Source organism: Rhodanobacter sp. FW510-R10 (genome assembly GCF_058781105.1).
Map to the genome: position 1 here is coordinate 297839 of NZ_JBYSWL010000001.1, position 13908 is coordinate 311746.

13 protein-coding genes are annotated in these 13908 nt (G+C 67.3%); 8 read left to right on the plus strand and 5 right to left on the minus strand.

Features of this window, described 5'->3' with window-relative positions:
* Positions 1-68 precede the first annotated feature (68 nt).
* From AC3WJB_RS01115 to AC3WJB_RS01150, 8 genes are all read left to right on the plus strand, one after another.
* Positions 69-1841, plus strand: coding sequence for an S-ribosylhomocysteine lyase (locus AC3WJB_RS01115; RefSeq protein ID WP_492677863.1), 1773 nt, complete (start codon positions 69-71; stop codon positions 1839-1841).
* Entirely contained in the window at positions 1838-2986 is a 1149-nt protein-coding gene (locus AC3WJB_RS01120; protein WP_492677865.1) for a sedoheptulose 7-phosphate cyclase, read from the plus strand. The genes AC3WJB_RS01115 and AC3WJB_RS01120 overlap by 4 nt, the downstream gene beginning before the upstream one ends.
* Positions 2964-3674 carry a bifunctional 2-polyprenyl-6-hydroxyphenol methylase/3-demethylubiquinol 3-O-methyltransferase UbiG gene (gene ubiG, locus AC3WJB_RS01125; RefSeq protein WP_492677867.1) on the plus strand — a complete coding sequence of 237 codons (711 nt, stop codon included), beginning with the start codon at positions 2964-2966 and terminating at the stop codon, positions 3672-3674. The genes AC3WJB_RS01120 and ubiG overlap by 23 nt, the downstream gene beginning before the upstream one ends.
* Positions 3675-3679: 5 nt before the next feature.
* The gene (locus AC3WJB_RS01130) at positions 3680-4588 is read left to right on the plus strand and encodes a UbiA family prenyltransferase (protein WP_492677869.1); all 909 of its coding nucleotides are present in this window, start codon (positions 3680-3682) and stop codon (positions 4586-4588) included.
* A gap of 133 nt (positions 4589-4721) precedes the next feature.
* Complete coding sequence (modA, locus tag AC3WJB_RS01135) at positions 4722-5600, plus strand: molybdate ABC transporter substrate-binding protein (protein ID WP_492677871.1); 879 nt, start codon at positions 4722-4724, stop codon at positions 5598-5600.
* 21 nt (positions 5601-5621) lie between these two features.
* The gene (gene modB, locus AC3WJB_RS01140) at positions 5622-6296 is read left to right on the plus strand and encodes a molybdate ABC transporter permease subunit (RefSeq protein WP_492677873.1); all 675 of its coding nucleotides are present in this window, start codon (positions 5622-5624) and stop codon (positions 6294-6296) included.
* On the plus strand, positions 6289-7362 hold the full coding sequence (modC, locus tag AC3WJB_RS01145) for a molybdenum ABC transporter ATP-binding protein (RefSeq protein WP_492677875.1): 1074 nt from the start codon (positions 6289-6291) through the stop codon (positions 7360-7362). The genes modB and modC overlap by 8 nt, the downstream gene beginning before the upstream one ends.
* Positions 7363-7571: 209 nt before the next feature.
* Positions 7572-8633: a tellurite resistance/C4-dicarboxylate transporter family protein gene (locus AC3WJB_RS01150; RefSeq protein WP_492677877.1), complete on the plus strand. Its 1062-nt coding sequence runs from the start codon at positions 7572-7574 to the stop codon at positions 8631-8633.
* A 51-nt stretch (positions 8634-8684) separates the two neighbouring features.
* Here AC3WJB_RS01150 and AC3WJB_RS01155 read toward each other — a convergent pair whose 3' ends face one another.
* From AC3WJB_RS01155 to narH, 5 genes are read right to left on the minus strand one after another with little or no spacing between them, the layout of a single operon-like run.
* A complete protein-coding gene (locus tag AC3WJB_RS01155; RefSeq protein ID WP_492677879.1) occupies positions 8685-10007 on the minus strand; it encodes an MFS transporter in 1323 nt (440 codons plus the stop codon).
* Positions 10004-10960 (minus strand): peptidylprolyl isomerase, encoded by a 957-nt coding sequence (locus AC3WJB_RS01160; RefSeq protein ID WP_492677881.1) that lies wholly within the window; start codon positions 10958-10960, stop codon positions 10004-10006. The genes AC3WJB_RS01155 and AC3WJB_RS01160 overlap by 4 nt, the downstream gene beginning before the upstream one ends.
* Positions 10961-10962: 2 nt before the next feature.
* Complete coding sequence (gene narI / locus AC3WJB_RS01165) at positions 10963-11667, minus strand: respiratory nitrate reductase subunit gamma (RefSeq protein ID WP_492677883.1); 705 nt, start codon at positions 11665-11667, stop codon at positions 10963-10965.
* Positions 11664-12347, minus strand: coding sequence for a nitrate reductase molybdenum cofactor assembly chaperone (narJ, locus tag AC3WJB_RS01170; RefSeq protein ID WP_492677885.1), 684 nt, complete (start codon positions 12345-12347; stop codon positions 11664-11666). Before narJ ends, narI begins: the two co-directional genes overlap by 4 nt.
* Positions 12344-13888 carry a nitrate reductase subunit beta gene (gene narH / locus AC3WJB_RS01175; RefSeq protein ID WP_492677887.1) on the minus strand — a complete coding sequence of 515 codons (1545 nt, stop codon included), beginning with the start codon at positions 13886-13888 and terminating at the stop codon, positions 12344-12346. Before narH ends, narJ begins: the two co-directional genes overlap by 4 nt.
* Positions 13889-13908 lie beyond the last annotated feature (20 nt).

Genomic DNA, 13908 nt, shown 5'->3' on the forward strand with positions numbered 1-13908 from the left:
CCGCCGCACCCCGGCCACACCCTCACCGCTTGGCAAGACGGCTGTTCACGACGACCGGCGCGACGACGATGGGCAACATCAAACTCAGCTACAGCACGTTCGGCCTGACCCAGCTGGATTTCCTGGCGGCGATCGACGCCGTGGCCGCGGCGGCGTATGCGGGTATCGAAATCTCCTTCCACCGCGACCAGTTCAATCCCTTCAATGTCGACGACGACTACCTGGACACGGTGCGCAAGCGCCTGGACAAGGCCGGCATCGAGGGCGCATGCGTGGCCACCGCCTCGCACTTCTTCGACCCGCTGCGGCCGCACGAACCTTCACTGATGGATCCGGACTTGGCCGGGCGCAAGCGTCGCATCGGCCTGGTCAAGCGCGGCATCCACGTCGCACGTCGGCTGGGCATACCGCTGGTCACGTTCGGCAGCGGGTTCGTTCGTGCCGAACACGTCCGCAACCCGGCCATCGACGCCCGCGCCTTGCTGCTCGAGAGCATCCGCGATTGCCTGCGGGACATCCGCGCCGACGAAGACCTCACACTGCTGATCGAACCCGAGCCCGGCATGCTGATCGAGACGCTGGACCAGGGCCTGGCCCTGATCGAGGACATCGACTCGCCGCATTTCCGCCTGCACGTCGACCTGTGCCATGCGTACTGCTCCGAGCCCGACTACCTCGCAGCCCTCGCCCGGGCCGCACCGCTGACCCGCTACCTGCATATCTCGGACGCGCGCCAAGGCTACAACCTGAAGATCGTCAACGACCGCGACGGGCTCGATTTCGACCTCGGTTTTGCCAGCACCCTGGTCTACTTCCCGCGCCGGGCCGACTACCTGCTGGTGGATGCAAACCATCCGCTGTATTTCAGCGAGCAGCCACCTGGCGCCACGCAGCGACGACGGATCGCCACGTTGCTGCAGCGGGCGGGCATCGCGCAGCCTGCCAGGCGGGTGGACTACACCAGCCTGTACACCGGCAGTTCGCCCCTGGACGATGAGATTTTCACCTACCTCATCTCCGTGCCAGGCCTTGGTTTTGACGTGCTGGAACGGGCGCGGCCGATCATTGCCTACTTGCGCGGAGTGCGGCACCCACCCCTGGTCGAGCGCATGGTGGCCAACACCCTGACCGGCATCGTGCATTTCCACGAGATTCCTGGCGAAGGCACGCTGGACTTCGCGGCGAGTTTCCGCGCGCTGGCCGAGCATGGTTTCTCCGGGCACGGCGCCGTCGAGCTGTATCACCACGTGGCATCCTGGCAAAAGGCACTGGATGACAGCTACCGGTATCTGCGCCCGCTGCTCGAAACCCCGACAGCGCCACGCGCGGCCGTCGCCACGGAGGCGCAAGCCCGGCCGTCGACGGAGCTCGCGGCACTGGGTTGGGATCCCAGGCTGGTGGGCGAGTTGGACCACCGCCGGCTGCAGGCGCCCAGCGTCAAACTGCGTTCGGCGCGCAGCGGCAGTCATGGCGACGTCGTGTATTGCGTGGACCTGCGCGTATGCCGCCCGAACGCCGGACATTATCTGTCCACGATGGAGTTGCACTCGCTGGAGCATTTCCTGCTGGAGGGCTTCCAGCGCCATCTGCCCGGCCGCTTTGTCTCGGTGGGCATCATGGGTTGCCAAACCGGCTTCTACCTGATCTTCCTCAACGAAGGCCGTGCGGCACTCTTGTGCAAGGTCCTGGCCGACATCCTCACCGAGGTGCTCGGCGCCACGGGCGTGCCCTATCGGCACGTCGAGCAATGTGGCCGGTACCGTAACCACAGCCTGGAACAGGCCCAGGCCGTGGCGCGGCGCCTGCTGCGAGCCAGGGCGCACTGGCTGGAGGCGGCATGACCCACGCTGCCGCCCGCTGGCACGTCAGCCACCTGCGCCCGATCGAGTACGACGTCATCAGCGCCGCCAACGTGCTCGATCCGCACAGCACCGCGCTGCTGGAGTGTGGTCGGCGGCGCCCAGGGCGGCGCTTCGTGGTCGTCGATGAGCAAGTGGCCCGGCACCATGCGGCGGCCCTGGATGCATATTTCGCGCACCACGGCATCGAAGCCCGCATCGTGCGATTTCCGGGTGGCGAAGCGGGCAAGACGATGGACGCCTATCTGCAACTCCTGCAGCAACTGGACGACTTCCCGATCCACCGCCGCGACGAGCCGATCATCGCCATCGGTGGCGGCGTGCTGACCGATGTGGTCGGCTTCGTCGCCGGCAGCTACCGCCGCGGCGTACCGCACATCAAGGTGCCGACCACGCTGATGGGCTACGTCGACGCGGCGATTGGCGTCAAGAGCGGCGTCAATTTCAACCGGCACAAGAACCGCGTCGGCAATTTCGAGCCCCCGCTGCAGGTGCTGCTCGACCACTCGTTCCTGACCACGCTGCCGCAGCGGGACATCCTCAACGGCGTGTGCGAGATCATCAAGCTGGCGGTGATCAAGGATGTCGGACTGTTCGAGCAACTGGAACACCATGGTGCGTGGAGCGTGGCCCAGCGCTTCCAGGACGACGAGGGGCGCCGCATCCTCGATCGCGCGATCGCCGGCATGTTGCAGGAATTGCAGCCCAACCTGTTCGAGGCCGAACTCGCGCGCAACGTGGATTTCGGCCACACCTTCAGCTATGGCCTGGAGACCCATCATGAGGATCGGCTGCTGCACGGGGAAGCGGTGCTGCTCGACATCATCGTCTCGGTGCTCATCGCCCAGCGCCGCGGCCTGCTGGACGCGACGCAGGCCGGGCGGGTATTCGCGCTGATTGCCAGCCTCGGCATCGCACCGGACCTCGGCTTGCTGGACGCCGAGCTCATGTGGCAGGCGCTGCTCGACCGCGTCGAGCACCGCAACGGCCTGCAGCGCGTGCCGTTGCCGCGCGGACTGGGCCACTGCGTCTTCGTCAACGACATCAGCCGGACCGAGATCACGGCCGCCATCGCCTCCCTCACTGTACGGACATCCACCCACCATGACCCCGTCGTCGAATGTTGACGCTGCCGAGATCGAGAAGTTCGACCGCGTATCGCGGCTCTGGTGGGACGCCGGCGGCAAGATGGGCATGCTGCACGTCATCAACCCGCTGCGCCTGCAGTTCATCCTGCAACAGGTGATGACGCCACAGCCGCGCATCGTCGACGTCGGCTGCGGCGGTGGCCTCCTCACCGAGGCGCTGGCCCGCAGTGGCGCCCGGGTGAGTGGCATCGACCTGTCCGAGTTGTCGCTGGCCGTGGCCGAGCGCCACGCGCGCGGGCAGGGGCTCGCGATCGACTACCACTACCAGGACGCCGAGCAACTCGCCCGCGAGCAGGCGGGAAGCTTCGACGTGGTGACCTGCATGGAGATGCTCGAGCATGTGCCCGATCCCGCCCGGGTGGTCGCCGCCTGCGCCCAGGCACTCAAGCCCGGGGGCCAGGCCGTGTTCTCGACAATCAACCGTACGCCCAAGGCTTTTTTGTTTGCGATCCTCGGCGGCGAATATGTGCTGCGCCTGCTGCCGCGGGGCACGCATCATTACCGCAAGCTGATCCGGCCCGATGAACTGCGCGGCTGGGCACGCGCCAGCGGCCTGGCGTGGACCGGCAGCGCGAGCCTCATGTATCACCCGCTGCGCCGGCGGTTCCGGGTTGCCGCCGACCGCGAGGACGTCAATTACATGGCCTCCTTCACCAAGACTCGCTGACCGCGATGCGCCGCTTCCTCGCCCTCTCGCGCTCCACCCACGGCATCCTCGACGTGGCCTTGCCCGGCTTTGCCGCCCTGCTCTGGCTGGGCGACCTGCCGGCCTGGCCGGTGCTGTTGCTCTCGGTGTTCACCGCCGTGGCCGGCTATACGGCGATCTACGCGCTGAACGACCTGGTCGGCATCCGCGACGACCGGGCAAAGTTCGCGGGGGGCGACATCAATCCTGGTTACGCAGTCGAGGCCGGCGCCCTGCGCCATCCGCTGGCGCAGAACGTGCTGAGCCTGCGCAGCGGGCTGGCCTGGTTCGCGGTGTGGTACGTACTCGCCCTGGTCGGCGCCTACCTGATCAATCCACCTATCGTGCTGGTGGTGCTGCTGGCGGCCATCCTGGAAGTCGTCTATTGCGCGCTGCTCAAGGTGACCTACTGGCGTACCCTGGTCAGCGGGCTGGTGAAATCCTGCGGCCCGGTCGCCGCCGTCTTCGTGGTGCAACCCGCGCCATCCTTGCCGCTCCTCGCGCTGATGGTGGCATGGATCATGCTCTGGGAAATCGGCGGCCAGAACATTCCAGCCGACTGGAACGACATCGAGGAGGACCGACGCATCGGCGCCCGCACGATTCCGCTGGTCCTCGGTCCCGACCGTGCCGGCTGGCTCGTGGTGGCCAGCCTGGCCCTGGTCGTCGTCATCGGCTGGTTCCTCCCGGTGATGTCGCCGCTCGAGTTGGGCCCGGCGTATCCGCTCCTTGCGGCACTGGCCGGCCTCGCACTGCTGGTGTGGCCAGGGGTCCGCCTGCTGCGCACCGGCGCCAGCCGGCAGGCCGCCCAGTTGTTCAACCGCGCCAGCCATTACCCGCTGGTCCAGCTGGCGCTGATGACGGTCTTCGTGGGCTACGCGAAACTCTGGGCCTAGGAGCCTGGGCTGCCGCGTCAGCCAAGCTGCGCGGTTGTGCCGCAGACAGGCAGCGGCGGCCGCGCAGCGCGGCGTGCTAATTTCCCGGCTGGACTGAACTGTCCCGCCCCTTCAGGATCCTGGCAAGGCACACATGGTTGCTCTGGAGTCCAGCGTCAACCTGCCCGACTTGCGCCTGCATCGCGCTGCCGCGTCTTCCACGCATCGAAGCTGCACCCGGGCCGCGTGGATGCGCCACCGCGGCCTCGCTTGCGCGGCATGGCTGCTCGCGGCGATCGGCTGGGCGGCCATTGGAACCAGCACTGCAGCGGCCGTCCCGGCCAGTCAGGCCCGGGTGGCCGTGGCTGCCAATTTCACTGCCGTGGCCGAACTGCTGGCACGGCAATACGCGGCGCAAAGCGGCAACCACATCGCGCTCAGCGCCGCCTCGACCGGCAAGCTCTACGCGCAGATCAGCCATGGCGCGCCGTTCGACGTGCTGCTGGCCGCAGACCAGACCACACCCCGTCGACTCGTCGACGACGGCTTGGCCGTGCGCTCGTCGCTGTATGACTACGCCAGCGGCCGCCTGGTGTTGTGGAGCCGTGACGCCAAGCTGATCGTCGACGGCGACGGTGAAGCCACGCTGCGCCGACATGATTTCCACAAGCTCGCCATCGCCAACCCGGAGCTCGCGCCCTACGGTGCCGCCGCGCGTGACGTGTTGCGGCATGTCGGGCGCTGGCAGGCCTTGCAACCCCGCCTGGTGCTTGGTGAAAACGTCGGCCAGGCCGCCCAGTTCGTGCTGAGCGGAAACGCCGACGCGGGCTTGCTGCCGCGCTCACTGGTGCTGGAGGTCCAACGCCAAGTCGGCGGTTCGGCCTGGCCGGTACCCGCCGACTGGCATCGGCCGATCATCCAGAGCGCGGTCCTGCTCACACGCGGTCGCGACAATCCGGCGGCACGGGGTTTCCTCGCCTACCTGCGCAGTGCCGCGGCACGGCGCATCATCATCGCCCACGGCTATGACTGAAATCGGCGGGCAAGCCCGCGCATGAACCCCACGCTCGCCGCCATCATCGTCACCCTGAAGCTCGCCGGGCTGACCACGCTGATCCTGTTGCTGCTCGGCCTGCCGCTGGCCTGGTGGCTGGCCCGCACGCGCTCCAGCTGGCGCATCCCGATCGGCGCGCTGGTCGCATTGCCGATGGTGCTGCCGCCGACGGTGATGGGCTTTTACCTGTTGCTCGGGATGGGGCCGGACGGGCCGCTGGGCTGGCTGACCACGTCCCTGGGGCTGGGTACCTTGGCCTTCACCTTCCCAGGCCTGGTGCTGGCTTCGGTGCTGTATTCGCTGCCGTTCGTGGTGCATCCGCTGCAATCGGGCTTCACCGCCATCGACCCCACGCTGCTCGAGGCTGCCGCCACGCTGCGCGCCGGTCCCCTCGACCGCTTCGGCAGCGTCGTACTGCCGCTCTCGCGACCGGCCCTGGTCACGGCCACGTTGTTCGGCTTTGCACACACGGTGGGCGAGTTTGGCGTGGTGCTGATGGTGGGCGGCAACATCGACGGCCAGACCCGGGTGCTTTCGGTGTTGCTCTACGACCAGGTCGAGTCCTTGGCCTACGGCGATGCGCATCGCCTGGCAGCCGGCCTCCTGGTGTTTTCCTTCGGCATGCTGCTGGTCATGCAGTGGCTGGGGCGGCGTACGGCGCGCGGTCATGACTGATCCGGGCCGCGGCATCGCGCTGGACTTGCGCCTCGAGCGTCGGGACTTCACCCTGCAGGTGGCGCTGCAGCTCCCAGGGCGTGGTGTCACCGTGGTGTTTGGACCTTCCGGCAGTGGCAAGAGCACGCTGCTGCGGGCCATTGCCGGGCTCGAACCCGCGGCACGCGGCCTGATCCGCATGGGTGCTGATACCTGGCAGGACGCCGGCCACCGCCTGCCGGCACATCGGCGCCCGGTGGGGGTGGTGTTCCAGCATGCTGCGCTGTTGCCGCACCTCAGCGTGGCCGCGAACCTGCGCTACGGCTGGCGCCGCTCCGGCGCTGCGGCAGAGGCCTTGTCCGAATGGATCGACAAGCTGGCCCTGGGGCCCTTGCTCGGGCGTTCGCCGCGGACCTTGTCCGGCGGCGAACGCCAGCGCGTCGCGCTCGCCCGCGCCCTGGTGTGCCAGCCCCGCTGTCTGCTGCTGGACGAGCCACTCAGCGCACTGGATGCCGAACGACGGGCCGACATCCTGCCCTATCTGGAAGCGGTTCGGCAGCAAGCCGGATTGCCGATGTTGTACGTCACGCATGCGGTGGATGAGGCGGCCCGCCTGGCCGATCACCTGGTGATGCTGGAGGCCGGCAAGGTGCTCGTGGCCGGCCCGGCGCTGGACGTACTCAACCGTGACGACCTGCCGCTGGCGCTGCGCGACGATGCCGCGACGGTGATCGCGGCCCGCGTGCGCGGCGACGATGGCAACGGCCTGCTCACGCTGGAAAGCCCAGCGGGCGTCCTGCGCGCGCACGGCGCCGTGCGCCCGCCCGGCAGCGACGTGCGCGTGCGCCTGCAGGCGCGCGACATCAGCGTGGCCTTGAGCGCACACACCGACAGCAGCGTGTTGAACATCCTGCCGGCCGTGGTCGAAGCCGTATCCCGGCTACCCAACGGACAGATGCAAGTGCGCCTGCGGGCCGGCGAGGCACTGCTGCTGGCGCGGGTCTCGCAGCACTCGGCGGCGCGCCTGCAGCTCCGGCCAGGGTTGCCGGTATGGGCCCAGATCAAGGCGGTGGCCTTGCTGATGTAATCGGGCCACGTCTGCAGGTCGGGCATTGACGGCGGTCAAATTGCCACTCGGCCGCTGCCCATAGGCTGGGACGCGCGTGCACCGTGGCTGGCCGCCCGCGGCTTCCCGCCGCACCCACCGCCGGCCAGCTGCAGGCAAGCGCCTCGCCACGCCGGCAGGAGAAACCGGCCGACCGGCGAGTACGTGCCACTCACCGATTGGGGAATCCCATGCACCAGGTATCGCGCACGCCGCCTTCCGCCCTGGCCACGCTGTCGCCGGCTTATTTCGGCATGGTGATGGCCACCGGCATCGTCGCCATCGGCGCCTGGCGCCTGGGCTACGCCGCGCTGGGGTGGGCCTTGTTTGCGCTCAACGTGGTGGCGTATGGCGTGCTCTGGCTGCTCTTCATCGCCCGCCTGGTGCATTATCCGCGGCGCTTCCTCGGCGACCTGGTCGACCACCTGCAAGGCCCTGGATTCTTCACCATGGTGGCCGCCTCCAGCATCCTGGGCAGCGAGTTCCTGCTGCAGGCGGACCACGTTCGCGGCGCCCTGCTCCTGTGGTGCGCAGCCGTGGTGCTGTGGGTGCTGCTCACCTACACGATCTTTGCCGCCTTCACCATCAAGGAGGGCAAACCCACACTCGACCGCGGGATCAGTGGTGGCTGGCTGCTGGCCGTGGTGGCCACGCAATCGATCGCCGTGCTGAGCGCACTGCTGGCGGCGCACACGGCACAGCCGTACAAGCTGGAGATGAACTTCTTTGCCCTGTCCATGTGGCTCTGGGGCGGCATGCTGTACATCTGGATGATGTCGCTGATCTTCTACCGCTACACCTTTTTCCCATTTCGCCCGGACGACCTCGCGCCGCCGTACTGGATCAACATGGGCGCCATGGCGATCTCGACGCTGGCCGGTTCGCTGCTCAGCATAAACGTCGTGGATGCGCCGTTCCTGCTCTCGCTCCGCCCATTCATCAAAGGCTTCACGATCTTCTACTGGGCGACCGGCACGTGGTGGATCCCGATGTTGCTGGTGCTTGGCGTGTGGCGCTATGTCTACAAGCGCTTTCCGCTGCGCTACGACCCCTTGTACTGGGGCGCGGTGTTCCCGATCGGCATGTATGCCACCAGCACGCTGGAGCTGAGCCGGGCGATGGACCTGGGCTTCCTCCACCTGCTGCCGCGGCTGTTCTTCGGCATCGCGCTGTTGGCCTGGGCCGGCGCGCTGCTCGGTGTGCTGCGCAACCTGCTGCGCCTGGCCATACGTCCACGCGCGGCATCGGCCTGAGCTCCGAGGCACCGGCGACGCCGGCCGCGATACCCGCGATGGCCGCGCGGATCAACGGCCATCGGGCGGCAGCGAGGCCTCCATGATTTCCGGCAGGTCGGTCTCGCGCGTCACCTCGGGGAAATGCCGGCGTTCCATGCGCCGTATCGCAAAGTGCATCCAGGCCAAGTTGACCGCGGCAATGGCAAACAGCAGCATGAAACAGCTGGTCCAAATGCCGATCCAGTCGTTCATCACGCCAAAGGCAATCGGCAGGAAGAAGCCGCCCAGGCCGCCGATCATGCCGACCACGCCGGCCACGGCGCCCACGTGGTTTGGGTAATAAGTCGGAATGTGCTTGAACACGGCCGCCATGCCCAGCGACATTACGAAGCCGAGGACGAACAGCACCGCCACGCGCTCGGTCAGCGCCGGGGCAATGGTGAAATCGATCGTGCCGTGGATGCCGTCCACCAGGTATCGGGTGTTGGGATAGGACAACAGGAAGAGGCAGGCGAGCGACACGCCAAAGGCCACGTACATGATGGTCCGCGCGCCAAAGCGGTCCGCGAGCACGCCGCCCACGGCACGGAATACCGCCGCCGGCAAGGCGAAGCTCGCGGTCAGGATGCCGGCCGTGCGGATGTCCAGGCCGCTGGCGCCAATGTAGTAGCGCGGCAACCAGGAAGTCAGCGCCACGAAGCCACCGAACACGAGGAAGTAATACAGGGAAAACCGCCATACCCGCAGGTTGCGCAGTGGCTCCAGACGCTCGCCCAGCGATGCGCGACGGATACCGCCGGCCCGGCGCTCGCGGGTCAGTGGATCAGGCTGCGTGCCGAACCAGAAAATCAACGCCATGGCCAGCGTGGCCGCGGCATAGACCAGGGCGACATGGCGCCAGCTCATGACCGCGAGCAATTGCGGCGCACCAAAGCTGGTCACCGCTGCTCCCACGTTGCCCATGCCGAACAGGCCAAGTGCCGTGCCCTGGCGCTCCTTGGGATACCACGCGGCGACATAGACCACGCCCACGGCAAAGGAACCACCGGCCAGCCCGAGGCCCAGCCCGACCAGCAGCAACATCGGGTACGAGGCCGCGAGCGGCAGCAGGCCGACGCAGCCCGCCACCACCAGCATCAGCACGGTGCAGACCATGCGGCCGCCGTACACCTCCGTCCAGATACCCAGCGGCAGGCGGCTGAGCGAACCGGTCAGGATGGGCGTGGCAACCAGCAGGCCAAACGCTGAATCGGAGAATCCGAGTTCCTTTTTCAGCTCGACGCCGACGATCGAATACATGACCCACACTGCGAAGCACACGCCAAACGCCAACGTGGTCAACCACAACGCCCGTGAGCGTTGCCCCGGGCTGACGACAGGCTCGGTGTTCACCGGGAAGGCCCTCCCTGTGCCTGGGCCGGCGGCGTGACCGGCTCCTGTTCGGCAAACGCCTCGATCTCGCGCAAGCCGCGCACCCCATAGCGTTCCTGCAGGCCGAGCAGGTAGATCTGGAGCTCACGCTGGCGTACCTGCAGTTCCAGGTAATCGGCAATGCGCGCGCGGACCACGGCAAAGTCCTGCTCGGCACCGGGCCGGATCCCGTCGACGCAGACCACGTGGTAGCCCCAGCGCGACTCGACCGGGAACGCGGCCAGCCCAAGGTGCAGGCGAAACACTTGGCGGTCGAATTCTGGCGTGGTCTGGCCGCGTTGCAGCCAGCCAAGTTCGCCACCTTGGTCTTTCGAGGGGCAAGCCGAATGCCGCATGGCGAAATCGGCAAAGAGGTGCGGCCGCGCCGTAAGCTCGGCAAGCAGCCGCTCAGCTTCGCTCCTGGCACGGATGCGGCCGTCGACATCGTCCGCCGCGGCAGCCAGCAGGATGTGACGCACGCGGATGAGGTCGGGCGCACGAAACAGCGCACGGTTCTGTTCGTAATAACGCCGGCAGTCGTCGCCGCTGGGCACGCGATCGGCAATCTCGCGCTCCAGCAGCAGGCGGATGCCGGCTTCCTCCGGCGTTTCCTGGCTGCTTGTCGGGGCCGGCACGGCGAAGTCGAGGCGCTGCACCTCGCGGCGCAGCAACTCGCGCACCACCAGCGCACGGGCCGCAGCGGCGCGCGAATGCGCCGGGCTGAGCGCGCGATGATGCTGCATCTCGCGGGCAATCTCCGTCTCGCTGATCGCCTGCTCGGCGACGTAGAGGTAGCACGGCGCGGGCTGGCCAAAGCTGCGCGGCCCGCGGTCCGCGGGCCCATGCTGGTGGCCGACTGGCTCAGGCAGCACCGGTTTGGCCGGGTTGGCGACGCGTAGCGGGATGCGTCGTGCGTTTGGATTGCGCAGGGCCATGCTCAGCTCCTCGATCCGTAGCGCAGCGTTGCCTGCCGCCTGCGCACGACCTGGTAGGGCCGCCACAGGTAACTCACCGGGATGCTCCACACGTGCACCAGGCGGCTGAATGGGGTCAGCAGGAACAAGGTCATGCCAAGAAAGATGTGCGCCTTATAGAGCCAGTGCACGCCAGCCACGTAATCGGCGGCGCCGCCACGGAAGGTGACGATGTGCTGCGCCCATTCGGCGAGCGCCACCATCACCCCGCCATCCATATGCCGGGTGGACACCACGATCGAGCCCAGGCCCAGCAAGAGCTGGATGAGCAGGACCACCAGGATCATGGTGTCGCCCAGCGTGCCGGTGGCGCGCACCCGCGGGTTGAACAGGCGGCGCGCCAGCAGGATGACGATGCCCACCAGGCAGACCACGCCGAACACGCCGCCCACCACCATCGCCAACAGCTGCTTGTGCGGCACGCTCAGAAAAGGTTCGTAGACCCAATGCGGCGTCAGCAGGCCGACCACGTGGCCGGCCAGGATGGCGAGGACGCCAATGTGGAACAGGTTGCTGCCCAGGCGCATGCCGCGAGTGGACAGCAACTGGCTGGAGCCGGTGCGCCAGGTGTACATCGAGCGGTCGAAGCGCGCCCAGCTGCCAATGAAGAACACTGCCAGCGCGATGTACGGATAGACCTGGAACGCGAACTGATCGAGATAGGTCATGGCTGCACCTGCGGAGTGGCGTTGGTGGTCGCCGGTCGGCGCGACGGCAGTGCGCAGTCCTCGTCGGGTGCCTTGGCGTCGAAGCGGATCACTTCTTCTTCCCACAGGCGGTCCATGGCCGCCGGGGTGTCATCGCGCGGTTCCTCGCGCGCGCGGCGGCGCAACGTGTCGAGGTCGGGCCGGTTGTCGGCCAGTTCGAGCAGGGCGTCGAACAAGGCCTGGTAGGGACTTTGCCGCTCGCCGGCGCGGGCTGCCAGCATGCCGACAATATGGCTGACATGGCCGAGCCAGTCCCGCGCTTCGGCGACCGGACGCTGGGCCAGGTATTCCAGTACGAGCGGCAGGTAATCCGGCAGTTCACGCGCCGCGAGCTCGAAGCCCTGGCGTCGATATGCCTCGATCAGGTCAACCATGGCCTGGCCACGGTCGCGTGATTCGCCGTGGATGTGCTCGAAGAGCAGCAGGCTCATGGCCCTCCCGCGGTCGAACGTGCGCAGCCAGGCGTCCTGCGCCTCGAGCGGGTCGGTGCCGAGCAGGGTGCGTACGAAGTGCGTGAGCTCGAGCCGCCGCGCCTCGGGCAGCGCTGCCTCATCGGCTGCGCGCAGCAGCTCGTCGCCATGCTCCCACAAGGCATCCTGCGGATAGTCGAGCAGTACGCCCACCAGCTTCAGCACGCTCATGACGTCACCTCCGCCTTTTCCTGGCGGTTCGGCGGCACCGCATAGGTCGTCGTCTTGCGGGCGCCAAACAGGTCGGCCGGGCTGTCGCCACTGCAGCCGTTGCCAAACGTGAAGCCACAGCCGCCGCGCTCGCCAAACGCGTCATTGGCGTATTCGCGGTGTGCGGTGGGGATGACGAAGCGATCTTCGTAATTGGCAATGGCCAGGTAGCGGTACATCGCCTCGGCCTGGGCCACGCTGATCCCGGCCTGCTCGAGCACGGCGAGATCCTCCACGCCATCCACGTTGCGCGCGCGGCGCCAGGCGCGCATCGCCATCATCCGCTCCAGCGCGCGCACCACCGGCGCCTCATCGCCTGCGGTGAGCAGGTTCGCGAGATAGCGCAGCGGGATGCGCAGCGAGGCGATGTCCGGCAGCTCGCCGCTCATCCCCACGCGGCCGCGCTCGGCGGCCGACTGGATCGGCGAGAGCGGCGGCACGTACCAGACCATCGGCAACGTGCGGTACTCGGGATGCAGCGGCAACGCCAGCTTCCAGTCGATCGCGAGCTTGTACACCGGCGAGGCCTTGGCCGCCTCCAGCCAGTTGTCGGGAATGCCCTCCTTGCGCGCGGCCTCGACGACCGCCGGATCGAACGGGTCGAGGAAGAGATCCAGGTGCGCCTGGTACAGGTCCTGCTCGGCTGGCACCGACGCCGCTTCCTGGATGCGGTCGGCGTCGTACAGCATCACGCCGAGATAGCGGATGCGGCCCACGCAGGTTTCCGCGCACACCGTCGGCTCACCCATCTCGATGCGCGGATAGCAGAAGATGCACTTCTCCGACTTGCCGCTCTTCCAGTTGTAATAGATCTTCTTGTACGGGCAGGCGGACACGCACATGCGCCAACCGCGGCACTTGTCCTGGTCGATCAGGACGATGCCGTCCTCCTCGCGCTTGTAGATCGCGCCCGACGGGCACGCCGAGACGCAAGCCGGGTTGAGGCAGTGTTCGCACAACCGCGGCAGGTACATCATGAAGGTCTTCTCGAAGGCGCTGTAAATCTCCTTCTGGATGCCCTCGAAGTTGCGGTCCTTGGCACGCTTGGCGAATTCGGTGCCGAGGATTTCCTCCCAGTTCGGCCCCCACTCGATCTTCTGCATGCGCTGGCCGCTGATCAGCGAGCGCGGCCTCGCCGTGGGCTGGTGCTTGAGCTCCGGCGCCTCGTGCAGGTGCTGGTAGTCGAAATCAAACGGCTCGTAGTAGTCGTCGATCTGCGGCAAGTCGGGATTGGCGAAGATCTTGGACAGCAACCGCCAACGCCCGCCCGCCTTGGGCACCAGCTTTCCGGCGCGGGTGCGCACCCAACCACCGTTCCAGCGCTCCTGGTTTTCCCACTCCTTGGGATAGCCGATGCCGGGCTTGGTCTCGACATTGTTGAACCAGGCATATTCCACGCCTTCGCGGGACGTCCAGACGTTCTTGCAGGTGATCGAGCAGGTGTGGCACCCGATGCACTTGTCCAGGTTGAGGACCATCGCGATCTGTGCGCGTACTTTCATGGGCTACCTCGGAAATCGGG

Bases quoted from the DNA above. Each gene is read 5' to 3' on its own strand.
- narH (WP_492677887.1), bottom strand. From the start codon at position 13,888: ATGAAAGTACGCGCACAGATCGCGATGGTCCTCAACCTGGACAAGTGC.
- AC3WJB_RS01115 (WP_492677863.1), top strand. From the start codon at position 69: ATGGGCAACATCAAACTCAGCTACAGCACGTTCGGCCTGACCCAGCTG.
- AC3WJB_RS01120 (WP_492677865.1), top strand. From the start codon at position 1,838: ATGACCCACGCTGCCGCCCGCTGGCACGTCAGCCACCTGCGCCCGATC.
- modB (WP_492677873.1), top strand. From the start codon at position 5,622: ATGAACCCCACGCTCGCCGCCATCATCGTCACCCTGAAGCTCGCCGGG.
- narJ (WP_492677885.1), bottom strand. From the start codon at position 12,347: ATGAGCGTGCTGAAGCTGGTGGGCGTACTGCTCGACTATCCGCAGGAT.
- modA (WP_492677871.1), top strand. From the start codon at position 4,722: ATGGTTGCTCTGGAGTCCAGCGTCAACCTGCCCGACTTGCGCCTGCAT.
- narI (WP_492677883.1), bottom strand. From the start codon at position 11,667: ATGACCTATCTCGATCAGTTCGCGTTCCAGGTCTATCCGTACATCGCG.
- AC3WJB_RS01150 (WP_492677877.1), top strand. From the start codon at position 7,572: ATGCACCAGGTATCGCGCACGCCGCCTTCCGCCCTGGCCACGCTGTCG.
- modC (WP_492677875.1), top strand. From the start codon at position 6,289: ATGACTGATCCGGGCCGCGGCATCGCGCTGGACTTGCGCCTCGAGCGT.
- AC3WJB_RS01160 (WP_492677881.1), bottom strand. From the start codon at position 10,960: ATGGCCCTGCGCAATCCAAACGCACGACGCATCCCGCTACGCGTCGCC.
- ubiG (WP_492677867.1), top strand. From the start codon at position 2,964: ATGACCCCGTCGTCGAATGTTGACGCTGCCGAGATCGAGAAGTTCGAC.
- AC3WJB_RS01130 (WP_492677869.1), top strand. From the start codon at position 3,680: ATGCGCCGCTTCCTCGCCCTCTCGCGCTCCACCCACGGCATCCTCGAC.